The organism is Kitasatospora sp. NRRL B-11411, from assembly GCF_000721345.1.
GTDB lineage: Bacteria > Actinomycetota > Actinomycetes > Streptomycetales > Streptomycetaceae > Kitasatospora > Kitasatospora cineracea.
Genome location: NZ_JOGH01000054.1, coordinates 12,047 through 33,818, shown reverse-complemented (window position 1 = coordinate 33,818; position 21,772 = coordinate 12,047). Strand labels below are relative to the sequence as shown.

General features: G+C 74.8%; 21 protein-coding genes and 1 pseudogene. 9 read left to right on the top strand and 13 right to left on the bottom strand.

Annotated elements, in window-relative coordinates; translation table 11 throughout:
• Positions 1–6 precede the first annotated feature (6 nt).
• The 4 genes and pseudogenes from IH44_RS47355 to IH44_RS0122915 form a co-directional block, all read left to right on the top strand.
• Positions 7–1,263, top strand: a pseudogene (locus IH44_RS47355) (sugar porter family MFS transporter); the annotation flags it as partial.
• Between the two features lie 192 nt (positions 1,264–1,455).
• Positions 1,456–2,145: a dienelactone hydrolase family protein gene (locus tag IH44_RS47350; protein WP_198545026.1), complete on the top strand. Its 690-nt coding sequence runs from the start codon at positions 1,456–1,458 to the stop codon at positions 2,143–2,145.
• 140 nt (positions 2,146–2,285) lie between these two features.
• The gene (locus tag IH44_RS0122920; RefSeq protein WP_030461568.1) at positions 2,286–3,548 is read left to right on the top strand and encodes an MFS transporter; all 1,263 of its coding nucleotides are present in this window, start codon (positions 2,286–2,288) and stop codon (positions 3,546–3,548) included.
• A 78-nt stretch (positions 3,549–3,626) separates the two neighbouring features.
• On the top strand, positions 3,627–4,145 hold the full coding sequence (locus IH44_RS0122915; protein ID WP_030461567.1) for an HAD domain-containing protein: 519 nt from the start codon (positions 3,627–3,629) through the stop codon (positions 4,143–4,145).
• Positions 4,146–4,159: 14 nt separating this feature from the next.
• On the opposite strand, the gene IH44_RS0122910 is transcribed toward IH44_RS0122915, so the two are convergent.
• From IH44_RS0122910 to IH44_RS0122900, 3 genes are all read right to left on the bottom strand, one after another.
• The gene (locus IH44_RS0122910; protein ID WP_030461566.1) at positions 4,160–4,429 is read right to left on the bottom strand and encodes a hypothetical protein; all 270 of its coding nucleotides are present in this window, start codon (positions 4,427–4,429) and stop codon (positions 4,160–4,162) included.
• 103 nt (positions 4,430–4,532) lie between these two features.
• Positions 4,533–5,321 carry a CPBP family intramembrane glutamic endopeptidase gene (locus IH44_RS0122905; RefSeq protein ID WP_030461565.1) on the bottom strand — a complete coding sequence of 263 codons (789 nt, stop codon included), beginning with the start codon at positions 5,319–5,321 and terminating at the stop codon, positions 4,533–4,535.
• Positions 5,322–5,674: 353 nt separating this feature from the next.
• Positions 5,675–7,174, bottom strand: a complete 1,500-nt coding sequence (locus IH44_RS0122900; protein WP_030461564.1) for a hypothetical protein — start codon at positions 7,172–7,174, stop codon at positions 5,675–5,677.
• 366 nt (positions 7,175–7,540) lie between these two features.
• On the opposite strand from IH44_RS0122900, the gene IH44_RS42995 reads away from it, so the two are divergent.
• Positions 7,541–8,239, top strand: a complete 699-nt coding sequence (locus tag IH44_RS42995) for a hypothetical protein (protein ID WP_051817202.1) — start codon at positions 7,541–7,543, stop codon at positions 8,237–8,239.
• A 287-nt stretch (positions 8,240–8,526) separates the two neighbouring features.
• On the top strand, positions 8,527–8,718 hold the full coding sequence (locus tag IH44_RS0122885; RefSeq protein ID WP_030461562.1) for a DUF5999 family protein: 192 nt from the start codon (positions 8,527–8,529) through the stop codon (positions 8,716–8,718).
• Between the two features lie 81 nt (positions 8,719–8,799).
• On the opposite strand, the gene IH44_RS0122880 is transcribed toward IH44_RS0122885, so the two are convergent.
• The 7 genes from IH44_RS0122880 to IH44_RS47345 all read right to left on the bottom strand — a co-directional run bounded on the left by IH44_RS0122880 (position 8,800) and on the right by IH44_RS47345 (position 16,151).
• Positions 8,800–9,507: a GNAT family N-acetyltransferase gene (locus tag IH44_RS0122880; protein WP_030461561.1), complete on the bottom strand. Its 708-nt coding sequence runs from the start codon at positions 9,505–9,507 to the stop codon at positions 8,800–8,802.
• A 103-nt stretch (positions 9,508–9,610) separates the two neighbouring features.
• Positions 9,611–10,963 (bottom strand): glutamate-cysteine ligase family protein, encoded by a 1,353-nt coding sequence (locus tag IH44_RS0122875; RefSeq protein WP_030461560.1) that lies wholly within the window; start codon positions 10,961–10,963, stop codon positions 9,611–9,613.
• Positions 10,964–11,176: 213 nt separating this feature from the next.
• Complete coding sequence (locus IH44_RS0122865; protein ID WP_030461559.1) at positions 11,177–11,500, bottom strand: hypothetical protein; 324 nt, start codon at positions 11,498–11,500, stop codon at positions 11,177–11,179.
• Complete coding sequence (locus tag IH44_RS0122860; RefSeq protein ID WP_051817201.1) at positions 11,497–12,633, bottom strand: tryptophan 7-halogenase; 1,137 nt, start codon at positions 12,631–12,633, stop codon at positions 11,497–11,499. The genes IH44_RS0122865 and IH44_RS0122860 overlap by 4 nt, the downstream gene beginning before the upstream one ends.
• Entirely contained in the window at positions 12,630–14,633 is a 2,004-nt protein-coding gene (locus tag IH44_RS0122855; RefSeq protein WP_030461557.1) for a LodA/GoxA family CTQ-dependent oxidase, read from the bottom strand. The genes IH44_RS0122860 and IH44_RS0122855 overlap by 4 nt, the downstream gene beginning before the upstream one ends.
• A 485-nt stretch (positions 14,634–15,118) precedes the next feature.
• Entirely contained in the window at positions 15,119–15,769 is a 651-nt protein-coding gene (folE, locus tag IH44_RS0122850; protein ID WP_081967053.1) for a GTP cyclohydrolase I FolE, read from the bottom strand.
• A 1-nt stretch (position 15,770) separates the two neighbouring features.
• Entirely contained in the window at positions 15,771–16,151 is a 381-nt protein-coding gene (locus tag IH44_RS47345; RefSeq protein ID WP_051817200.1) for a DUF2231 domain-containing protein, read from the bottom strand.
• Positions 16,152–16,251: 100 nt separating this feature from the next.
• Between IH44_RS47345 and IH44_RS0122840 the strand changes: the two genes are divergently transcribed.
• Positions 16,252–17,001, top strand: coding sequence for a metalloregulator ArsR/SmtB family transcription factor (locus IH44_RS0122840; RefSeq protein ID WP_232795051.1), 750 nt, complete (start codon positions 16,252–16,254; stop codon positions 16,999–17,001).
• Between the two features lie 129 nt (positions 17,002–17,130).
• Here IH44_RS0122840 and IH44_RS0122835 read toward each other — a convergent pair whose 3' ends face one another.
• Complete coding sequence (locus IH44_RS0122835; protein WP_030461553.1) at positions 17,131–17,892, bottom strand: SDR family oxidoreductase; 762 nt, start codon at positions 17,890–17,892, stop codon at positions 17,131–17,133.
• Positions 17,893–18,098: 206 nt separating this feature from the next.
• Between IH44_RS0122835 and IH44_RS0122830 the strand changes: the two genes are divergently transcribed.
• Positions 18,099–18,950, top strand: coding sequence for a helix-turn-helix transcriptional regulator (locus IH44_RS0122830; protein ID WP_030461552.1), 852 nt, complete (start codon positions 18,099–18,101; stop codon positions 18,948–18,950).
• Positions 18,951–19,006: 56 nt separating this feature from the next.
• Here IH44_RS0122830 and IH44_RS0122825 read toward each other — a convergent pair whose 3' ends face one another.
• Positions 19,007–19,360: a beta/gamma crystallin domain-containing protein gene (locus IH44_RS0122825; protein ID WP_030461551.1), complete on the bottom strand. Its 354-nt coding sequence runs from the start codon at positions 19,358–19,360 to the stop codon at positions 19,007–19,009.
• A 122-nt stretch (positions 19,361–19,482) separates the two neighbouring features.
• Positions 19,483–20,235: an SseB family protein gene (locus IH44_RS0122820; RefSeq protein ID WP_030461550.1), complete on the bottom strand. Its 753-nt coding sequence runs from the start codon at positions 20,233–20,235 to the stop codon at positions 19,483–19,485.
• A gap of 167 nt (positions 20,236–20,402) precedes the next feature.
• Between IH44_RS0122820 and IH44_RS0122815 the strand changes: the two genes are divergently transcribed.
• A complete protein-coding gene (locus IH44_RS0122815) occupies positions 20,403–21,623 on the top strand; it encodes an amino acid deaminase/aldolase (protein WP_030461549.1) in 1,221 nt (406 codons plus the stop codon).
• The last annotated feature ends 149 nt before the right edge of the window (positions 21,624–21,772 follow it).

The following is a 21,772-nucleotide window of genomic DNA, read 5'->3' as shown; positions in this document are numbered from 1 at the left end:
AGACCGCTGGCTACCCAATCCGCCGCCGGGGACGAGCACCTCGGCCATGTGGTGTTCATCTCCGCCGCCGCCGCGATGGGCGGGTTCCTGTTCGGCTACGACAGTGCGGTGATCAACGGCGCGGTCACCGGCATCCAGAAGCACTTCGGGGTGGGCAACGGCGAGACCGCGTTCGTGGTCGCCATCGCCCTGCTCGGCTCGGCGGCCGGCGCGGTGGTGGCCGGCTGGCTCGCCGACCACTACGGGCGGGTGCGCACCATGCTGCTCGCCGCGACGCTGTTCGCCATCAGCGGCGTCGGATCGATGTTCCCGCCCAGCATCGAGGTGCTCGGGGTGTGGCGCGTGCTCGGCGGCATCGCCATCGGCATCGCCTCGGTGATCGCCCCCACCTACATCGCCGAGGTCGCGCCGACCGCGTACCGGGGCCGGCTGGCCTCCTTCCAGCAGATGGCGATCGTGCTCGGCATCACCGTCTCGCAGCTCGCCAACTGGGCGCTCAACCAGGCCGCCGGCGGCGAGTCCACCAACCACCTGGCGGGCGTCCAGGCCTGGCAGTGGATGCTCGGCGTGGAGACCGTGCCCGCCCTCGTCTACGGGCTGATGGCGCTGTCCATCCCCGAGTCGCCGCGCTACCTGATCAGCGACGGGCGCGAGGCGCAGGCCCGCAAGGTGCTCGCCGAGGTCGAGGGCTCGGACGTCGACCTGGACGCCCGGATCGCCGAGATCCGGCGGGTGCTGCACACCGAGCACAAGCCGCGGCTCAAGGACCTGCTCGGCGGGCGGTTCGGACTGCTGCCGATCGTCTGGATCGGCATCGGCGCCTCGGTGTTCCAGCAGTTCGTCGGCATCAACGTGATCTTCTACTACTCGTCGTTCCTGTGGCAGTCGGTCGGCATCGACGAGTCCAACTCGCTGCTGATCTCGCTCTCCACCTCGATCGTCAACGTGGTCGGCACCGTGGTCGCCATGCTGCTGGTCGACCGGATCGGCCGCAAGCCGCTGGCGCTGGCCGGCTCCGCGGGCATGGCCGTCGCGCTCGGGCTGGCCGCCTGGGCGTTCTCCTTCCGGCACGGCACCGGCGACAGCGCGACCCTGGCCGACTCGTACGCCACCGTGGCGCTGGTCGCCGCGCACGTCTTCGTGTTCTGCTTCGCCTTCTCCTGGGGCGTGGTGGTCTGGGTGCTGCTCGGCGAGATGTTCCCCAACCGGATCCGGGCGCTCGCCCTGTCGGTGGCCGCCTCCGCGCAGTGGATCGCCAAGTTCGACTGGTACTCCGGGCGCGGCGGGGGGGGGGGGCCCCGGGGGCCCCCCCCCCCCGGGGGGGGCCGGGGCGGGGGGGGCGGGGGGGGGGCGGCCCCCCCCCCCCCCCCCCCCCCCCCCCGCGCCCGGAGTACCAGTCGAACCCCCCGCTGCCCGCCGCGAGCTGCCGCACGCGGCCGTCCCGACGGAGAGGCCATGGGCGCCGCCCGCCAGAACACCAGCTTCCCCGGCCCCGGAAGCACCCTGCACGGCTACCTCGCCCTCCCGCCCGCCGGCACCGGCCCCGGCGTCCTGGTCGTCCAGGAGTGGTGGGGCCTCACCCGGCACGTCGCCGACCTCACCGACCGCTTCGCCGCGGCCGGCTTCGTCGCCCTCGCCCCCGACCTGTACGGCGGCACCGTCACCCACGACCGGGCCGAGGCCGCGAAGATGAAACGGGCCCTGCCGGTGGACCGCGCCGCCGCCCAACTCTCCGCCGCCGTCGACCACCTGCTCGACCACCCGGCGACGGTCGGCGACGCGATCGGCGCCGTCGGCCTCTGCATGGGCGGCGCCCTCGCCCTGCACCTCGCCACCCGGGAAGGCGACCGGATCGCCGCGGTCGTCCCCTTCTACGGGCTGCCGGACCAGGACCACTCCTACACCGGCCTGACCGCCCACGTCCTCGGCCACTACGGCGAACAGGACGCGTCGCTGCCGGTCGAGACCGTCGACGAGGCCGCGATCCGGATCGGCGAGGCGACCGGGCGCCGACCCGAGATCCACTTCTACCCGGCCGGGCACGCCTTCCTCAACGACGAGAAGACGCCCAGTACGTACGACCCGCTGCAGGCCGAGATCGCCTGGCGGCGCACGGTGAGCTTTCTGTGGGGGCACTTGGGGTGAGAGGCGCCTCCGGCGGGGGGGTAGGGGGTGGGAGCCGCCTCCGGCGAGGAGGGAGAGGGAACCGCCTGGTGGCGTGGCAGCCTACGGCGGGGGAAAAGTGCTGGACAGTGGGGGTGGGGTGGGGTCATGGTCGGGCGGTGATGTTCCTTGATTCGGCCTGGGCTGGGCGTAATTACCGTATTCAGACTGCGGCGACGGTGGTGAGTGGGCTGGGCAATGCGGCTGCGCCGATTGCCACGGCGTTCGCGGTGTTGCACTCGGGGGCCGGGTGGGGCAGTGCCGAGGTGGGGTACGTGACGGCGGCTCGGACGGTGCCGTTGGTGGTGCTGTTGCTGGTGGGCGGGGCGGTGGCGGACCGGTTGCCTCGGCACTGGGTGATGGTCGGGGCGAACGTGTTCAACGCCGTCTCGCAGGCGGTGCTGGCGGCGTTGGTGCTGCTGGGGCAGCCGAGTCTGTGGGCGTTGATGGTGCTGTCGGCGGCGGGTGGGGCCGGGCAGGCGTTCTACGCGCCGGCCGCGGAGGGGGTGATCCTGCAGGCGGTGCCGGTCGAGCACGCGGCGAAGGCGTTCTCGGTGTTCAAGATGGCGATGAACGGCGCGTCGATCGCGGGCGCCGCGCTCGGCGGGGTGCTGGTCGCGGTGATCGGGCCCGGGTGGGTGCTGGCGGTGGACGCGGCGTGTTTCGCCGTGGCGGCGGCGCTGCGGGTCGGGCTGGAGCAGGTGGCCGTCGCGCGGGAGGCCGGCGGGCCGGGGCTGGTGCACGAACTGCGGGTCGGCTGGCGGGAGTTCCGGGCCCGGCGGTGGCTGTGGGCGATCGTGGTGCAGTTCGGGATGATGAACGCCTGCGTGCTCGCGGTGGAGGCGGTGTACGGGCCGGTGGTCGCCGAGGACCGGATGGGCGGTGCCGGGGCGTGGGGTGCGGCGATGGCCGCGCTGAGCGTCGGCATGGTCGCGGCGGGCCCGTTGATGACGCGCTGGCAGCCGCGCCGGCTGCTGCTGGTGGGCAACGGCGGGGTGTGCCTGTTCGGGCTGCCGCCGCTGGCGCTGGCGCTGGGCCTGCCGCTGGTGCCGGTGGCGCTGGCGATGTTCCTGGCGGGCGTGGGGACGACGGTGTTCGTGGTGGGCTGGATGGTGACGCTCCAGCAGGAGATCCCGGAGGAGCTGCTGTCGCGGATGTCGGCGTACGACTCGTTCGGCTCGTTCGCGCTGCTGCCGCTGGGCACCGCGCTGGCCGGTCCGGCGGCGTCGGCGTTCGGGCTGTCGGGGGCGCTGTGGGGGTGCGCGCTGATCTGTGCGGTGCTGGCCGGGCTGGTGCTGCTGGTGCCGGAGGTGCGGCGGTTGGAGCGTGCGGTTCCCGCGGCGGCCAGCGGGGCGCCCGAACCGGAACCCGTCACTTCCGGGTGACAGTCGCTGACAGCTTGCAACCTCCCGGGGTCCCGGCTCGTCCGATCAGGTAACCGGCCGCGACCCTGGGAGGCCCGGATGGGCAAGCCACTGCTGTACCTCGACGTCGACGGGGTGCTGAACCCGGTGTTCCCGCACCCCGACGGCGACTTCGACACCCACACCCTGCTCGGCTACTCCGTCCTGCTGTCACCGCGCCACGGCGACTGGCTGCGCGAACTGGCCGACCACTACGAGCTGGTGTGGGCCACGACCTGGGAGGAGCGGGCCAACGAGCACATCGCGCCGCTGCTCGGGCTGCCCGAGCTGCCGGTGGTGGTGTTCAGCGGGTACGTGCCGCAGCCGGGCGACCCGCGGGTGCCGCTGATGGAGCTGTTCTCGGCCGCCAAGTGGGCGCCGATCCTGCGGCACGCGCAGGGCCGCCCGTTCGCCTGGGTGGACGACTGCATCCCGCCGCGGCTGGTGCGGCGCAGCGTGCTGCGGGCGGACCGGCTGCTGCTGCCGGTCGACCCGGCGCAGGGGCTGCAGCGCGAGCACGTGGACCGGCTGCTGCGGCGGCCCCCGTCGCGGGCCTGGCCGAACCCGTGGGCCTGCTGAGGAGCGGGGCGCGGTCAGTTCCGGAGCGGGTCGGGGCGGTCGGCGATCTCGACCCAGACGTGCGGCCAGCGGGCGTTGTCGCTGTGGCCGAAGCGGTCGCCGAGGCCGAGGACGCGCAGCACCGCCAGGGTCTGGGTGCGGTCGGGCTGTTCGACCACCCGGACGGAGAGCCGGGTGGCCCCGGTGCGGGTGCGGTCGACGACCGGCGGGCGGCCGGTGAGCTTGTGCAGGGCGTCCGAGATCCGGCGCACCCGTTCGCTGCTGCTGGCCGGTTCCCCGTCCATCCGCCGCTCCCCCGTTCCGCGTAGCCGTCCTCGTCCGGGACACCCTACCGCCGGGCGGTGACGGGGTGTCAGGTCGTAGGCGGCGGGGCGGGGCGGGGGCGGGTCAGGGCAGCCAGCTGACGTGGCCGGCCAGCAGGGCGTAGCCGACGAAGGCGGTGGTGTCGATCAGGGCGTGCGCGGCGACCAGCGGGCCGACCCGCTGCCAGCGGCGGTAGAGCAGGCAGAAGACCACGCCCATCACCATGTTGCCGACCAGGCCGCCGACGCCCTGGTAGAGGTGGTACGAGCCGCGCAGCACCGAGCTGGCGACGATCGTCGCGGGCCAGCTCCAGCCGAGTTGGTGCAGGCGGCGCAGCAGGTAGCCGACCACCACGACCTCCTCCAGGACGGCGTTCTGCCAGGCGGAGGCGACCAGGACGGGGATCCGCCACCAGACGTCGGGCAGGCCGGAGGGGGCGACGGTGAGGTTGAAGCCGGCCGCCTGGGCGCCGAGGTAGAGGGCGAGGCCGGAACCGCCGATGCAGGCGGCGACCACGGCGCCGCGGCCGAGGTCGGAGAGCTTGTGGCGCAGGTCGAAGCCGAGGACGCGCAGCGCGGCGCCCTCGCGGACCAGCAGGTAGCCGACCAGGACGACGGGCATCAGGCCGCGGGCGACGTAGTAGAGCTGCCAGGCGAGGTCGAGCCAGGGGCGGCCGGGCGCGCGGGAGGCGTTGAGGGTGGCGACCTGGCTGCCGAGCGCGGCGGGTTCGGTGAGCGAGCCGACGAAGCTGATCAGTGAGCTGATGCCGCTGGCGCCGAGGGAGAGGCCGAGGACGATCAGCAGTTCGGCGGCGAGCAGCCGGCGCGAGGGGGTCTGGGGCGTGGTGGCGGGCTCGGCCGAGGCGGTGGTCACGGGTCTCCCGGGGGCGGACGATCGGCCCGGGGCGTGCTGCTGCCCCGGGCCGATCATCCTTTCACAGGAAGATGAGGCTCCCGTGAAACGCCGCAAGTGGGGGGAGGGAGAGGGCCGGGCAGCCCGCAGCGCGGGGGCCGGAGAGAAGAAGGGGCAGGAAGAAGAGGAACGGGGAGGAGGCCGGAAGACGAGGCTCCCGTGAAACGCCGCAAGTGGGAGGGAGGGAGAGGACCGGGCAGCCCGCGGCGCGGGGGCCGGAGAGAAGAAAGGACAGGAAGAAGAGGAACGGGGAGGAGGCCGGAAGACGAGGCTCCCGTCAAACGCCGCAAGTGGGAGGGAGGGAGTGCTGGGGGTCAGTCGAGGGGCCAGGTGTGGACGGGTTCGCCGGTGCGCATGCAGTCGATGTAGCGGCGGGTCATGGCGGCGATGGCCTCGTTGGGGTCGAGGTTGTGGTGTTCGCGCAGGCGGTGGACGGTGGCGGCCTGCCAGGCGGCGCCGTTGGTGCGGCGGAGGCAGCGTTGTTCGATGATGCCGAGGTAGCGGTCGCGGTCGCGGGGTTCGATGCCCCACTCGTCCAGGCCCTGGTGGGCGAGCGGGAGCAGTTCGTTCAGGACCAGGTCGGTGGCCGGGAGTTCGACCAGGCCGCGGGCGCCGCGGCCGCTGCGGGGCCACCACTGGACGGCGTCGATGCCGTGGCGGGCGCCGTTCTGGAAGTTCTGGTCGGCCCGCTCGAAGGGGAGCCTGGTCCAGATCGGGCGGGGCTGTTCGGCGAGCACCCGGACCAGGCCGTAGTAGAAGGCGGCGTTGGCGAGGGTGTCGACGACGGTGGGGCCGGCGGGCAGGCAGCGGTTCTCCACCCGCAGGTGGGCGACGCCGTCGGCGACGTCGTACACGGGGCGGTTCCAGCGGTAGACGGTGCCGTTGTGCAGGCGCATCTCGCCGAGCCGGGGGACGCCGCCGGAGGCCAGCACCTTGACCGGGTCCTCGTCGTCGCAGATCGGGAGCAGGGCCGGGAAGTAGCGCAGGTTCTCGGCGAACAGGTCGAGCGCGGAGTCGACCCAGCGCTCCCCGAACCAGGTGATGGGGCGCACGCCCTGGGCCTTGAGCTCGGCCGAGCGGGTGTCGCAGGCCTGCTGGAAGAGGACCGGGCGGGTCTCGCGCCACAGCTCGCGGCCGAACAGGAACGGGGAGTTCGCGCCGAGCGCGAGCTGGGCGCCGCAGATCGACTGGGCCGCGTTCCAGACCGAGGCGAACCGGGCGGGGGTGACCTGGAGGTGCAGTTGCAGCGAGGTGGCGGCGGCTTCGGCGACCATCGACACCGAGTCGACGGCGAGGCGTTCCACGCCGTCGATGTCGAGGGCGATGTCCTCGCCGCGGGCGGCCAGGATCTGGTCGCTGAGCAGGGTGTAGCGGTTGTTGCGGCTCATCGCGTCCAGCCCGGCGTGTTCGAGGCCGAGGGTCGGCAGGATGCCGACCATCACGATCCGGGCGCCCGCGGCGGCGGCCCGGCGGTCGGCGTAGCGCAGGCCGGTGTCGAGTTCCTCGCGGAGGTCCTCGAAGACGTGGCCGCCGAGCCGGCGCGGGGCGATGTTGACCTCGATGTTGAACCGGCCGAGCTCGGTCTGGAAGTCGGCGGAGGAGATCGCGTCCAGGACCTGTTCGTTGCCGAGCACCGGGAGTCCGCGCTCGTCGGCCAGGTTGAGTTCGATCTCCAGGCCCATCATCGCTTTCGGGCGGTCGAACCGTTCCTCCCTGAGCATCCGCCCCAGCACGTCCTGGCAGGACTGGAGCTTGCGGCGGTACAGCTGCCGGTCGGCCAGTTCCGCCCGGGTCGCCACGACCTTCTCGCCCACGGGTGCCTTCCCTCCCCTCGGTCGACAGTGCCTGAGCATCATGCCCAGGTCGAAGATCGATAGCCCGCGATGCGAACACCCGGACGAGACAGGCTTTCTGACGGTGGATCAGGCCGGACTCGAGTTGTGCTGGACAACGGAACGTGATATGAAGGTCACCCTGCGCACCTGTTCGAATGAATTCGCACGCCGCTCAGGCCCGGTCCAGGCCGTCCGAGACGCCCACGATGTCGAGGGAACTCGTCGACGACCCGCCCACCCACTCGGCGCTCATGCACAACCGGACACGGCCAGACCTCCCTCATGTCGGCGCCATGCCGGTATGCCGCATCGCCCGCCGATCTCGCACGGAGAGGCGACTCAGCCATGACCTTGCACCTGTCCCAGCCCCCGGCCGGCGCACTGCGCGCCGCGCTGTCCGCCCTCGCCCCCGAGGCGGCGCTGTCGCCGCCCTCGGCCGCCGTCCTGCGGCGCGGCGCCGGGCGTCCGCGCCCGTTGCTCGCGCTACCCGTCCACGCCCTGCGCGGGCCCGCACCCCGGCTGGCCGGGGCCGACTGCACGGGCTGGCGCTTCCTGCTGGGCGGGGGCGGCGCCGAGGACGCCGCGCCCTCGCCCTGCGGGCACGACGGCTGCACCGGCGGCAGCCGGAGTGCCGACGGCGGGCCGGAGTACGGACCGGAGTACGGGCCGCTGACCGTCGGCGAGTTCACCGAGGACGGACTGGACGGGGTGGTGGCCTCCGCCGAGGTGGTCAACGGGCCGGACGGCCCGGTCTTCTCCCACCTGAGCGCCGGCCCGTTCCTCGACTCCACCGTGCGGGCGCTGCGCCAGGCCTGGCAGCTGACCCACGGCACGCCCGTCCGGTACGAGCCCCGGCTGCTGCCGCTGCCCGAGCACTACGCCTCGGCGCTGTGGCTGCACGGCGGCCAGCCCGGGGAGGACCTGCTGATCCCGTTGGCGCCCTCGCCGCTCGGGGTGGCGGCGCACCAGGCGCTGCCCGCCGCCGAGTTGCTGGCCCGGCTGGAGCGCTCGCCGGTGGCGCGGCCGACCGCGCTGATCGGCTGACGTCCGCCGCCGTCCGCCCGGAACCGACCCGCACCACCCGGACGGGCCATGCCGGGCTGATCCGATCGGATCAGCACGGCATGGCCCGTCTGTGCGTGGATCGGGGCGAATCCCGCCCGCTCGGGTGATCTCGCGCGTTCTTCTGTGGCGCATGTCACCAAATGGCTGCGCGAGCGCCCGTGGAGTCGGACACTGGTGTCGGTTGGGTGGAGGACCCATCGTCCTACCCGGCTGACGCCGTTTCACACCTGATCCGGTGCAAATTTTCAGCGAAGCGAGGTACAAGGATGTGCCAGCACCGAACCGAGTGTCCGTCCTCCGACTCGGCGGACCGTGAGGCGGCCGTCCCGGTCGCCCGCCACCCCGAGCAGGGCTGGAGCCTGCTGTGCAACGGGGTGCTGCTGTTCGACGACACCGGTGAGCTGCTGCCGGACGGCCGGGTGATCGCCCCGCGCCGGAGCCTGCTGATCGCCGCCTGATCCTCCGCTCCGCTTTTCTGGTGCCCGCCCGGAGTTGCGCCCTCCCGGCGGGCACCGGCGCGTCCGGGCGGAGGCCGCGGGTCAGGAGCCGCCGGGCGGGCGGCCGGTGGGGGTGGCGGGGTCGTACCAGAGGCTGGCCATCGGGGAGCGCAGCGTCCAGCCGAGGCTGGTGTAGAGGGCGCGGCCCTCGGTGGTGCCGACCAGCAGGGCGGTGCGCGCACCGGCCGCGTGCGCCTCGTGCTGCAGGGTGCGCATCAGGAGCGAGCCGAGGCCGCGGCGGCGGTGCCCGGGGTCGGTCTCGATCTGGTCGGCGACAGCGACCAGCGGGGCGTCGGTGCGGCCGCCGAGCGGGACGGCGGGGGCCAGGCCGAGCTGGCCGCGGGCGGCGAAGGCACCATCGGCGGTGCGGACCAGGGCGCGGACGGTGCCGCCGCGGTGCCAGGTGGTGATCCGGTAGCCGGCCGGGACGGCGGGGTGCTCGGGGCGCAGCGGGAGGGTCATCAGGTACCCGGGGACGTCCTGGTGCCAGCCGGGGCCGACCCAGGGCAGGACGCGCTCCTCCTCGGCGAACAGTTTGAGCCACGTCCAGGGGACGGTGGTGCCCTCGCTGAGCTTGCGGACGTCGGCCTCGGCGGGGGTGGGCAGCACGTGCCGCCACACGTGGCGCGGCTGGCCGACGTCGATGCTCCAGCCCCAGGGTTCGGGGGCGGGGTCGGCGGCGCCGCGGGAGACCGTCCAGCCGCCGATCCAGGCCCGGACGAGTTCGGGGACGGTCGCTTCGTCGGGCACGGGCACGCTCCAGGGCAGGTAAGGGACGCTGGTGGAGTTTGGAGCTTACCTGGTCGGATGCGGGCAGGTCACGGGGGTTTCCGCAGTGGCGGTGGCGGCGGGGTCAGATCCGGTGGGCGGCGACGTAGCGGGCCGGATCGGCGCGCAGGTCGCCGTGCCAGCGGGTCAGGCACTGGTGGGCGAAGGTCCGGCCGGTGGCGGCGATCTCGTCGAGCGGGTCGAGGTGGGCGGGGACGTGCGGGGGTTCCAGGCCGGCGGCGACCCGGGCCTCCAGGCCGACCCGGGCGAGGCGGAGCAGTTCGGCGGCCAGGGCGCGGACGGGGGTGTCGCCGAGGCGGGTGTCCGGGCCGCGGGCGGGCAGTTCGGCGCGGGCGGCGCGGTGCTCCTCGGCGGTGTGGTGCCGGGTCAACTCCCAGGCGGCGCGGCAGGATTCGGGGTGGTAGGTGAGGCCGGTCCACAGCGCGGGCAGCGCGGCGAGGTGCGGGGCGGGCGGGCCGTCGGCGCCGCGCAGTTCCAGGGTGCGGCGCACCCGGGTGTCGGTCCACAGCTGGGAGAGGTGGGCGGCCCAGTGCGCGGCGGTGGGCCCGGTGCCGTCGGGCAGGCCGTCGCGGAGCAGGTCGGCGAAGGTGCCGCCGGGGGCGCGGTGGTAGCGGCCGTCGGCGGTGCGGTAGTGGATCAGCGGGATGCCGAGCGCCCAGTCGACGAGGTCCCCGGCGCTCACGTCGGCGCGCAGGGCGGGCGGCAGCAGGCCGGTGCGGAGCGGGTCCGTCCGCAGCCAGGCCCAGCTGCGGTGGGACAGCAGGCCGCACGGACGGCCTTCCAGCAGTGGGGAGTTGACGAGCAGCGCGGAGACCGCGGGGGCGACGGCGGTCTGCATCCGCAGCTTGCGGGTGAGGTCCTCGGGGCCGAGGAAGTCGAGGGTGGCCTGGGTGGACAGCGAGAGCGCCATCACCTGCGGCGCCCGCTCCCCCGCCGGGCCGAGGCCGGCGAAGTAGCGGCGCATGGCCGCGCCGCGGGTCATCGGCACCCATTCGACGTCGGCGAGCCGGCCGAACGGCAGGTTGCCGCCCGGGACGAGGGCCAGGCCGAAGCCGGCCGCCAGGTCGGCGAGCCGCTCCAGTGCCGCCCGCACCTCGTCCACGGCGCCGCCGACGCCGGGCGCGGGCGTCGAGGAGTACTCGATCTGGCCGCCGTGCTCCAGGGTGAAGCTGCCGCCGCCGGGCAGCCGGACACCGGTCAACTGCCCGGTGTCGTACTCGGGTTCGCCGCCCCAGCGCTCCAGCACCGCGGCCAGCACGGCCCGCACGCCGTGCGGGCCCGAGTAGCGGGCCCCGACGCCGGTGACCGGGTCGAGCAGGGCACACTCGACCTCCACGCCGACCCGTTCCGAGGCGTCCGGCGCGGGGGTCAGCGCGGCGAGCAGGTCGGCGCGGCCGAGCGGCTGCGGCCGGCTCACCGGGCCCGCACCGGCCCGGCGGTGCCCGTGCCGATCACGGCGGCCCGGCCGCCCGGGCCGGCCGTCGGCCGCAGCAGGTCCTCGGGGAAGGCGAAGCTGGTGTCGGACATGGGTGGCGGCCCTTCGGTGGAGCATCGGGGGGATCGGCGGTGGGGGGCGGTGCGGGGTTTCGCGGAGCGGTGCGGCTGCGCGGGATCCCGGTGGTGGCGCGGGTCAGGCCTTCTTGTTGAGGGAGGTGTTGTTCCACCGGTCCTGGCGGCCGGCGGTGAAGGGGACCGGGCGGTCGCCGGTCTTTCCCTCGCAGCGGGTGCCGGGGGTCGGCGGGCTCTTCGGGGCGGCGCCGTGCGGGTCCTTGAGCGAGGGGACGGTGGGCGTCGCGGCGGGGGCCAGGTCGGCGGGCTGGAAGGCGCGGATCGGGACGTAGGACAGGCCGAGGTGGGAGCTGGAGACGGTCTTCTGGCCGATCAGCAGGAAGCGGTGGCCGTGCCGGTCGGCGGCGTCGGCGCTGACGGTGTCGGCGAGGGGTGCGGTGCTCATGCGCGGGCCTCCTGGGGGGCGGGGGTGTGGCGGCGCTGCCAGAACGGCCGGTCGGGCCAGCGCTGTTCGGCGGCGTAGTGGGTGCGGTGGTTGCGCAGGTAGGTGGCGCGGACCTGGTCGACGGTGCGCGCGTAGCCGGGCAGGGCGCCGGGGTCGCCGGCCAGGTGGGCGTGCACGGCCGTGCCCGCGCTCAGGCCGGTGAACAGCGCGGTGAGGATGCCCTGCGAGGACAGCGGGTCGAAGGCGAGGGCGGCGTCCCCGGCGGCGGTCCAGCCGTCGCCGTGGACGGTGTCGAGGCGGGCGGTGTGGGCGGGCGCGCGCCGGGGCGCGGCGGCCGGGGGCCACGGGTGGGCGGCCGCGAGGGGGCCGATGTGCCGGGTGGCCGCGAGGCCGGCCGGCAGGGCGGTCCGGTGGGCGGCGGGCAGGTCGGCGTCGGTGTACCGGGCGAGCAGGCGGCGGCCGGCGGGCAGCGGTGCGGTGTACCACCAGCCGTCGGGGGCCGCCTCGACCGTGGTGGTGGTGTCGGCGGGGTGCGCGGTGGGGCCGAGGGTGAGGTGGACGGCGAGCAGCCGGTCGCTCACCAGCCGGCGCGCCCCGTAGGCGGTGGCGACGGCGGCCCGGCGGCCGGTGGCGTCCACGATCCACCGGCAGCGGACCGGCTCCCGGCCGCCCAGGGCCACCGTCCACCCGCCGTCGGCGGTGCGCTCCAGCGGGCGGGCCGCCGTCCCGGTGGCGAGCGTGACGCCCTGCGCCCGGGCCCGGTCGCGCAGTCGGCGGTCGAACAGCGGGCGGTCGAGGTGCCAGCCGTGGCCGTGCGGGTCGAGGATGCTGTCCGTCGAGCCGAGGGCCGTTCCGCCCCACGCGGAGCGGTTGGCCAGGCACGGCAGGTGGCCGTGCGTCAGGACGCCGTCCGCGCCCAGGTCGCGCAGCAGCACCCGGGCGGCGGCGGGCAGTGCCTCGCCGACCGGGGCCGGGCCGCGTCCGGCGTCGGCCAGCAGCACCGTCCGGCCCGCCCGGGCCAGGGCGAGGGCGGCGGCCGCACCCGCCGGGCCGCCGCCCGCCACAACCACGTCGAAGAGCGGGACGCGGGAGGCCCGGGGGACGCGGGGCGCGGCGGGTGCGGCCGGGCTCACGCGCCGCCGTCCGCGGGGCGGGCGCCGCCGCCGTTGGCCGACTCCTCGCCGAACGGGTCGAGTTTGTCGATGTAGCCGACCGTGATCTCCTCGGCGCTGTAGCCGGTCCGTTCGGCGACGCCCCCGAGCACGCCGCTGTAGGCGGCGCTGTCGAGTGCGGTGGCCTCCGGGACGTGCACGGTCACCAGGTTGCGGTCCGGCGAGACGCCCTCCAGCGGGAAGCCGGGGACGGACTCGACCTGGACGGTGGCGGGGAACTTCCCGTCGCCGACCGTGTAGCGGCGGGTCTCCACGATGCCGAAGTGGTACCACTCCTTGGCCGCCTGGGCGAGCTGCTCCTTGTACTCGCCGCGCAGGCCGCGCAGCCAGGAGGCCCGGCGGGCGAACGCGTCCAGCCGCTCGTCCTCCGAACTGCCCTTCCCTCCTTCCTGGTTGACGATCCGGAAGTCCTCCTCGGTGAGGACGTGGTTGGGCACCCGGGCGGGCCAGAAGGTCGGCAGGTGCGGGTCGTAGCGGCCCTTGGGGAGGGCGTTGGACTCGTAGCCGGAGCGGCAGCTGGCGGTGTCGGTCTGCCAGGGGATCGCCATCCAGCGGGTCAGCCCGCCGGGCGGCTGGGCGTGCAGCGGGCCGTCGGCGCCCAGGGCCCGCTCGGCGCTCAACTGCGGGCCGTAGTCGGGCTCGGGGTCGTCCTCGGCGCGGTGCAGGATCCGGAACGGCTCCTGGTACAGGCCGGTGTGCCGGATCGGCCAGGTGACCTCGCAGCCGGGGTGGAAGGCGTCGGCCAGGCAGAAGTCCAGGGCGGCGCGGTCCAGCAGGCCGGGCTGCTCGGCGATCGGCGCGTCCTCGATCCGGCTCGGGAAACCGGGCACGGCGGCGGTGCTGAACTCCCCGTTCGCCCACTTCTCCAGCTGCGCGATCTGGGTGTCGGAGAGCGTCATGTACTGCAGCTGCGACTTGGGCTTGCCGGCCATGCCGTCGCCGTAGAACCACGGCCAGGGCAGCGGGGAGCGGCCGCCGTCGCGCTCGTAGTCGCGCATCGCGGTGAACACCTGGCGGCGCAGCTCGCGGTTGCGTTCGGCCTTGCTGGAGAGCCGGTCGTACAGCGCGGGGGCCATGAAGTCCTCGGGGCCGCCGAAGCCGTGGTGGGTGGCGTAGCCCTTGTTGACCCACTGGAGTTCGCAGAAGCGGTGCAGGATCGGCTTGATGTCCCGCTCGAACACCACCTCCTCGCCCGCCCCGACCGGCCGCTCGGGCCGGAAGACGTCGTGCAGCAGGTCCCACAGGGTGCGCGGGGTCTTCACGTCCGGGGCGAAGTTGGGCGGGCCGACCACCACCCAGGCGCCCTTGACCTCGACGTCCCTGCCGTCCAGCTTCAGGGTCGCGGTGACGGGGCCGTCGGAGGTGTCGTCGTACCAGCCGTCGTTGTTGCCGAAGGACACCAGCGGCTCGCCGCCGGGCGAGGCGGAGGTGCCGCTGCCGCCGAGGACGACCAGCCGGCCCTCCTCGTCGGTCCGCATCCCGCCCAGCGGGACGGGGACGCCGAAGCAGGTGCCGCCGGTGAACTCCACCTCCTGCTCGCCGCCGGGGACGAGGGTCTTGCGGCCGGGGTCGATGACCAGGTGCGAGCGGTCCGCGTCGCCGGTCTTGCCGTTGCGGCGCAGGGACGCCTTGCCCTGCATGTCGGGGATGTCGAGGGCGAGGTCGAAGTTGTACCAGGCGGCCTTCCGGTTGGCCACGTGCACGGCCCACTCGACCTCCACCCCGGCCTCGGCGGGCTTCAACTCCCGCACCACCCGGCCCTGGGCGTCGTAGCCGTAGAGCCGGAACCGGGCGGCCTGGCGCTTGACCGCGCCGGTGGCGTCCTTGTAGAAGCCGACCGGCGCCGGCTCGGGCGCGGGCGTCTCGGGGCCGTGGAACCAGCCGTCCGCGGCGGTGCTGTTGCCCACGCGGGCCACCCCGATCGCGGGGTGGATCTTCGCGTAGGCGATCTCGGCTGTCATCGGTTGCGCTGTCCTCTCGTGGACGGGCGGTGGATGGGCGGGAGGGAACCCGCGGGTCGCCGACGGGCCGTCCCGTCGTGGCGCGCTCTCCTCGCGCCCGGAAAGGCCGTGCGTAAACGATCAGTTGGGCGACACCCTGCCGCGACCACCCCTACGGCTATCAGGCGACACCCCCCGCCACCCGCCACCGACTACGCAATGTCATCCCAATGGGCGGCGCACCGGCGCGCGACCACCTCCGGCACCGCCCGGGCGCGCCCGGGCCGCACTCCCCCGCGAAAAGCGCCGATCCTCCCCGCGGGGAGGCCAGTTGCGGCGGCCGGGGCCAGAGTCCGCCGCCGCGCGGCTGCCAGCGCTTCGGCGCGGCTAATAGCGCTTCGGCGCGCTCAAGGGCGGCTACCTCTCCGACCCCGGCACCCCGTTCGCCCGGCGCTCGCCGACGCCCGACGTGTCCGGACGAGGGGCGGGGCCGGGCGCCCGGGGCGTCAGGTGTTGGTCGTGACGCCGGTGCAGGCGAGGAACTCGGCGCGGGTGCGGGGGTCGGTGCGCAGGATGCCGAGCAGGGTGGAGGTGAGGGTGCGGGTGCCGGTGGCCTGGACGCCGCGCAGGGTCATGCAGGTGTGCTCCGCGTTGATGACCACGCCGACGCCCTTGGGGTCCAGGTTGTCCTGGAGCCAGTCGGCGATCTGCTTGGTCAGGCGCTCCTGCACCTGCGGGCGGCAGGCGAAGTGCTCGACTATGCGGGCGAGTTTGGACAGGCCCAGGATGCGCGCGCCGGGCAGGTAGCCGACGTGGGCGGTGCCGACGAAGGGGAGCAGGTGGTGCTCGCAGACCGAGCGCAGCGGGATGGCGCGGGCGAGCACGAGTTCGTCGTAGCCCTCGTCGTTGGGGAACGTGGTGAGGTCGAACGGGCGCGGGGTGAACAGTTCGGCGTAGGCGCGGGCCATCCGGCCGGGGGTGCCGCGCAGGCTCTCGGAGTCGGTGGACACGCCCAGGGCTTCGAGGAACTGCGCGGCGGCCCGCTCGGCGGCGGCCAGGTCCCTGCCGCTGGTGTCGCGCACCACGTGCAGGGGCGGGAACGGGGTCGCGCCGTCGCCGGGGACCGGCTCGGTGGCGGGAGTGCTCCAGGGGGACATGTCAGCTGCCTCCGATGCTGAGCGCGGACAGTAGGACCAGGACGACGGTGACGACGGCGAGCAGTCCGTGGCCGAGGACGACGGCGACGGGGAAGCGGCGCTCCGCCGGGACGCCACCGGCCGGGGCGGGAGTCGCGGCCGGGGTCGCGCCGGTGGCGAGGTCGCCGACCGCTCCGACGGCGATCAGCCACATCGACCTGCGGGCCAGGAACCCGGGATCGCCCACGGCGTGGGGGGCGATGTCGAGGACCAGGCTCCCCGCCCAGGCGCCGATCGGCACGGTGACCAGGATCGGGTGGAACGGGTGCCCGTACGGCCCGGTCAGGGCCGCACTGACCGGCTGCTTCGCCTCCTGGCGCCACCGTTGCGCGCTGCTGCTCATGGCGCACCGCCTCCCTTTTCGCCAACAAGTCTTGTCGTTATTCCGGCCACCCGTCAAGCGCAGGACCCTCACCCGGTCGTGCGGGAGTTATCGTGGGAGCGTGACGGACCAGGACACGTCCCCCCAGCAGCCCGAACCGATCGACGGGATCGAGTCGGTGAGCGTGCTCGGCGAGGAGTCCCGCCGCCGGATGTTCGCCTTCATCCGGCGCGCCGGGCACCCGGTCACCCGGGACGAGGCCGCGGCCAGCGTCGGCATCTCCCGCAAGCTGGCCGCCTTCCACCTCGACAAGCTGGTCGCCGCGGGCCTGCTGCGCGCCCGCTACGGCGCCCCCGGCGCCCAGCGCCGGGTGGGCCGCCAGCCGAAGGTCTACGAGCCCACGGACGCGCAGATCGCGGTCACTATCCCCGAACGCCGCCACGAACTCCTCGCCGACCTGCTGCTGGCGGGCGTGCTGGGCGAGGGCGGGGGGCGCAGCGCCGCCGACGCGGCGACCGTCGCGGCCGCGGACCGCGGCCGGCGGCTGGGCGAGCAGGAGCGCGAGCGCAGCCGGCCCGGACGCCTGGGCGCCGAACGGGGCCTGACGCTCTGTGAGCGGATGCTCGACGCGTACGGCTACGAGCCGGTCCGCGAGGGCCCGACCGAGGTCCGGCTGCACAACTGCCCCTTCCACCCGCTCGCCGCCAAGGCCACCGACCTGGTGTGCGGACTCAACCGGGCCTTCCTGGACGGCTACCTGGCCGGCCTCGACACCACCGCCGTCCGGGCCGTGCTCGATCCGCGGCCGGGCGAGTGCTGCGTGGTCCTCACCGACACCGGCCCGGGGCCCGGCCAGGATGGGCCCCGGTAGTCGGCGGCGCGGGTATCGGACATCCTGTTTTCCGTTATCCGGACGATGGTGGCGGGCGGCGGGCGGGTCCGAGGGGACCGTAGGGTCAACGTGCCGGCGGGGCAGGAGAGTTGGCGCGCCGGGCGGGGGTCAGCCCTGGCGGCCGGGGAGCATCGACAGAGCACGGGCGCGCTGGGCGACCAGGTCGTCGTAGGTGCCGTCGCGCTCGGCCCAGCGGTGCATCCGGACGCCCTCGACCAGGATCTCGTGCGGGGTGGGGTCCTGGGCGAGCAGCTCCATCACCTCGGTGGCGAAGCCGTCGAGCGGCAGCGCGTGCGGGTTCACCCGCTCCTGCCCGGCGGTGGCGACGGCCGGGGGCACCAGCTCGACCACGTCGACGCCGGTGCCCGCCAGCTGCGCGCGCAGCGCCTCGGTGTAGGCGTGCACCCCGGCCTTCGAGGCGGCGTAGCTGGGCATCGGCGGGAACGGCAGGAAGGCGATGCCCGAGCTGACGGTGACGAGGGTGCCCGCGCCCCGCCGGACCAGGTGCGGGGTGAAGGCGTCGAGCACCCGGACGGTGCCGAGCAGGTTGGTGTCGACGGTGGTCCGGGCCGCCGCGAAGTGCGCGGGGTCGCGCAGGTCCTCCAGCAGCATGACGCCGGACATGGTCACCACGGTGTCCAGTTCCGGGTGGCGGGCGAGCACGGCGTCCCGGGCGGCGGTGACGGAGGCGTCGTCGGTGACGTCGACGGCGAAGGCGTCGAAGCCCTCCCCGGCGAGGTCGGCGAGCGCCTGCGGGTCGCGGCCGCCGACGGCCACGGTGCTGCCCGCGGCGGCGAACCGGCGGGCCAGTTCGCGGCCGATGCCCGAGGTGCCGCCGACGACGAGGACGGTGCGCTTGGAGAGGTCCACGGGGGTCTTCCCTTCGGTGGGGCGCCGGGGCCGGGCGGGCCCGCGGCGCGGGCGGCGGGGTGCCGCCCGGGGTGTCCGCCGCCCCTCGGCCGGGGCGGCTCCGCTCTCCAGCCTGGGCGTGTTCCGGCGGGCGCGGGGAGGCCCCCGTCCTCCCTGGTCCTGACAGGGCCCCCGCTGGACGGCGGGCGCCGCACTACGGTGGCGGTATGAAGGACGAGGAATCCGGCAACCGGCTCGGCCGCTACCTGCGGGCCCGGCGCGAGCTGGTCTCCCCCGCGCAGGCGGGGCTGCCGCCGGGCGGGAACCGCCGGGTGCCGGGCCTGCGCCGGGAGGAGGTGGCGCTGCTCGCCGGGATCAGCCCCGACTACTACCTGCGCCTGGAGCGGGGGCGCGACCGGAACCCCTCGCCGCAGGTCCTCGACGCGCTCGCCCGGGTGCTGCGGCTCGACGACGTCGAGCGGACGTACCTGCTCGGCCTGGTCGCGGCCCGTCCGCGCGCACCGCGGCGCCGGCGGCCCGAGCAGGTGCCGGCCCGGGTGCACCAGTTGCTCGCGCACCTGCCGGTGCCCGCGTTCGTCGAGGGGCGCGCGTTCGACGTGCTGGCCGCCAACCCGATGGCGCTGGCGCTCTCCCCGCGCCTGCGGCCCGGCGAGAACCGGCTCCGCTCCCTGCTGCTCGACCCGGCGGAGCAGTCCTTCCACCAGGACTGGGCGAAGGCCACCGCCGACTTCGTCGCCGCCCTGCGCACCTCGATCGGGGACGACACCGACAACCCCCGGTTCGTCGAGCTGGTCGGGGAACTCGCGCTGTCCAGCCAGCGGTTCCGCACCCTGTGGGCCCGCCACGACGTCCGCGACCTCGGCGGCGGCACCACCACGCTGCACCACCCGGTGGTCGGCGAGCTGCGGCTGCACCGCGACAAGCTGCCCGTGGACGACGTCATCCTGGTCGTCTACTACCCCGACCGGGGCAGCGACAGCGACGGGAAACTGCGGCGGCTGGCCGAGCTGGCCGAGGCTTCCGAGGCGGCCGAGCCCGCCGGGGAGGGGGAGGGCTGACGGCCCGTGCCGGGTCGGGGTGGAGGTGGCACGGGCCGCCGGGCGGCGTGCTGCGGTCAGAGGATCTGGATGGACTTCACCCGGGGCGGGTGGTTGGGGAAGGTGATGTCGTGCCAGCGCTCGATCTTCACCGAGTCGCCGTTGACGTCGTAGTAGACGAGGTCGTTGTTGCCGGTGGAGATCCGGTCGATCCACCAGCCGCCGAAGTCGGTGCGGCCGGCGTTGGCGTAGCAGTCGACGCTCTGCTGACCGTCGAGGTGGGACCAGATCTTGAGGTAGTTCTCGCCGCCCTTGCACTCGATGTGGTCGATGGCGTAGGCGTTGCCGCCGGGCACGGCGACGGTGAAGGCGGCGGCAGCGGCAAAGGCGAGCGTTGCCGAGCAGGCGGCCCGCTTGGTCCTCGAGAACACGGAGTCTCCTTGGGTGCGAGGCCCGCTGACACACCGTCAGCGGGCCTGGGAGACCTCAACGTACCGAGGGGCGGCGACCGTCCGGGCACACCACTCCGAACACGAACCAGGGTTGCGCCACTTCACCCGTTCGTGTTCGCAGCGTAGAACGGCGACTGGTCGAGGGGGCGGGCCAGGAAGGCGAGTTGGAGGCCCTGGTCGAGGCGCAGGCGCAGGGCCTGGTCGGTGGCGAGGGCCTGGCCGAGGCGGTTGGCGAGGGCCTGGACGGCGGCCGGGTCGGTGGCGGGGTCGGCCAGGACCAGGGCCAGGGTGGCGTCGGCGTCCGCGGCCGGGGCGAGGTGGGCGGCGGTGACGGCCGGTTCGGCGGCGAGCAGGGCGCGCAGGGCCCGGTGCACCTCGGGGTCGCGGTGCGGAGGGAGGTAGCGGCGGTTCTCCGCGACGGCGCGCAGCCGGGCGCCGGAGAGCTGGTAGGTGACCGGGCCGGCCGGGTCGATCAGCAGGGTGTCGGCGCGCTCGGCGAAGGCCACCATCGCGGCCTGCGGGGCGACCACCGGGGCCGGGCGGGCGTCCGCGCGCCAACTGGCCATCGCGGCCAGCGAGGTGAACGCGGGCAGGGCGCGCCGGCCGTCCGGGGCCTCGACGAGGGGGACCGCCATGTCGCTGGTCTTCTCGTGCTTGTGCCCGTCGGCGCCCACCTCGACCTCGCCGAGCAGCGCCACGATGGGCACCATCAGCCGGCTCGGGGTGAGGGCGGCGAGCAGGTCGGGCTCGGTGGCCGGGTCCTGCTGCCAGGCGGTGAGGGCCGCGACGAGGGCGGGGTCGGCGGTGCCGTCGTCCTCGGCGAACCCGGGATTGGGGATGTTCTTGCGCTCCACCCCGAGAGCGTATGCCACGTTTACCCCGGGGCCGGTCGGAGTCGCGGTGCGGTGCGAGGCGGTGCGAGGCGAGGCGGTAGCGGTGCGGGGTGGGGTGGGGCGGGGTGGCCGGGATTGGGGGTCCGATGGATCTACCGTCCAGTAGGGGGATGTGGCAGTCTGCGCCCATGGCACTCGTTGAAGCCGCCGCGACCGGTGGCACCGTCTCCGACCGGGCCCGTTACGACCGGGCGACGGCGCACCTGGACACGCCGCTGGCCGTCGTCGACCTGGCCGCGTTCGACGCCAACGCGGCGGACCTGGTGCGGCGGGCGGGCGGGAAGCCGATCCGGGTGGCGTCGAAGTCGGTGCGGTGCCGGGCGCTGCTGGAGCGGGTGCTCGGGATGGACGGCTTCGCGGGGGTGATGAGCTTCACGCTGGCGGAGACGCTGTGGCTGGTGGAGTCCGGGTTCACCGACGTGCTGCTGGCGTACCCCTCGGCGGACCGGGCCTCGTTCGGGCGGCTGACCGCGGACCCGGAACTGGCCCGCCAGGTCAGCGTGGTGGTCGACGACGTGGCGCAACTGGACCTGATCGACGCGGCCCGGGAGGGTTCGGCGACGGTGCGGGTCTGCCTGGAGCTGGACACCTCGCTGCAACTGCTGGGCGGCCGGATCCGGGTGGGGGCGCGGCGCTCGCCGCTGCGGACGCCCGAGCAGCTCGGCCGGTTCGCCGAACTGGTGGGCCGCCGCCGGGGGTTCGAGGTGGTCGGGCTGATGGCGTACGAGGGCCACGTGGCGGGCGTCGGGGACGCGGTGGCGGGGCGGCCGCTGCGGTCGGCGGCGGTGCGGCTGATGCAGGCGAAGGCCCGCGCGGAGCTGGCGGTGCGGCGTGCCGAGGTGGTGCAACGGGTGCGCCAGGTGGCCGAGTTGGAGTTCGTGAACGGCGGCGGCACGGGCAGCGTGGAGTCGACGGTCGCGGAGCGCGCGGTGACCGAGGTGGCGGCCGGGTCGGGGCTGTTCGTGCCCCGGCTGTTCGACAACTACCGCGCGTTCCGGGGCCGTCCGGCGGCGCTGTTCGCCCAGCCGGTGGTGCGGCGGCCCGGGGTGGGCGTGGTGACGGTGCTGGGCGGCGGCTACCCGGCGTCCGGCCCGGCGGGGGCGGACCGCTCCCCCGTCCCGTACCTGCCGGCCGGGCTGCGGTACGACCCGCAGGAGGGCGCGGGCGAGGTGCAGACGCCGCTGCTGGGGTCGGCCGCGGACGACCTGCTGATCGGCGACCGGGTCTGGTTCCGGCACGCGAAGGCCGGTGAACTCTGCGAGCGCTTCGAGCGGTTGCACCTGGTCGAGGGCGACACGGTCACCGAGACCGTGCCGACCTACCGGGGCGAGGGGCACACCTTCCTGTGACGGGCCCCGGGGTGAAGTGACCGGGAGGAATCGGGGTGCGCCCTCGGCCCTCCGGCTGGGAGGGTGGGCCCGTGGACGTTCCGGAAGCGGCGCCCCTCCCGCCCGGGCGCCTGGAGGTGGCTGCGCGGTGGCGTGCGTTGGCCGGCGGT

Excerpts from the sequence above, each read along its gene's own strand:
- IH44_RS0122830 (WP_030461552.1), top strand. The coding sequence starts at position 18,099 with ATGAAGGACGAGGAATCCGGCAACCGGCTCGGCCGCTACCTGCGGGCC.
- IH44_RS0122815 (WP_030461549.1), top strand. The coding sequence starts at position 20,403 with ATGGCACTCGTTGAAGCCGCCGCGACCGGTGGCACCGTCTCCGACCGG.
- IH44_RS0122855 (WP_030461557.1), bottom strand. The coding sequence starts at position 14,633 with ATGACAGCCGAGATCGCCTACGCGAAGATCCACCCCGCGATCGGGGTG.
- IH44_RS0122915 (WP_030461567.1), top strand. The coding sequence starts at position 3,627 with ATGGGCAAGCCACTGCTGTACCTCGACGTCGACGGGGTGCTGAACCCG.
- IH44_RS0122885 (WP_030461562.1), top strand. The coding sequence starts at position 8,527 with ATGTGCCAGCACCGAACCGAGTGTCCGTCCTCCGACTCGGCGGACCGT.
- IH44_RS42995 (WP_051817202.1), top strand. The coding sequence starts at position 7,541 with ATGACCTTGCACCTGTCCCAGCCCCCGGCCGGCGCACTGCGCGCCGCG.
- IH44_RS0122910 (WP_030461566.1), bottom strand. The coding sequence starts at position 4,429 with ATGGACGGGGAACCGGCCAGCAGCAGCGAACGGGTGCGCCGGATCTCG.
- IH44_RS47350 (WP_198545026.1), top strand. The coding sequence starts at position 1,456 with ATGGGCGCCGCCCGCCAGAACACCAGCTTCCCCGGCCCCGGAAGCACC.
- IH44_RS0122865 (WP_030461559.1), bottom strand. The coding sequence starts at position 11,500 with ATGAGCACCGCACCCCTCGCCGACACCGTCAGCGCCGACGCCGCCGAC.
- IH44_RS47345 (WP_051817200.1), bottom strand. The coding sequence starts at position 16,151 with ATGAGCAGCAGCGCGCAACGGTGGCGCCAGGAGGCGAAGCAGCCGGTC.
- folE (WP_081967053.1), bottom strand. The coding sequence starts at position 15,769 with ATGTCCCCCTGGAGCACTCCCGCCACCGAGCCGGTCCCCGGCGACGGC.
- IH44_RS0122920 (WP_030461568.1), top strand. The coding sequence starts at position 2,286 with ATGTTCCTTGATTCGGCCTGGGCTGGGCGTAATTACCGTATTCAGACT.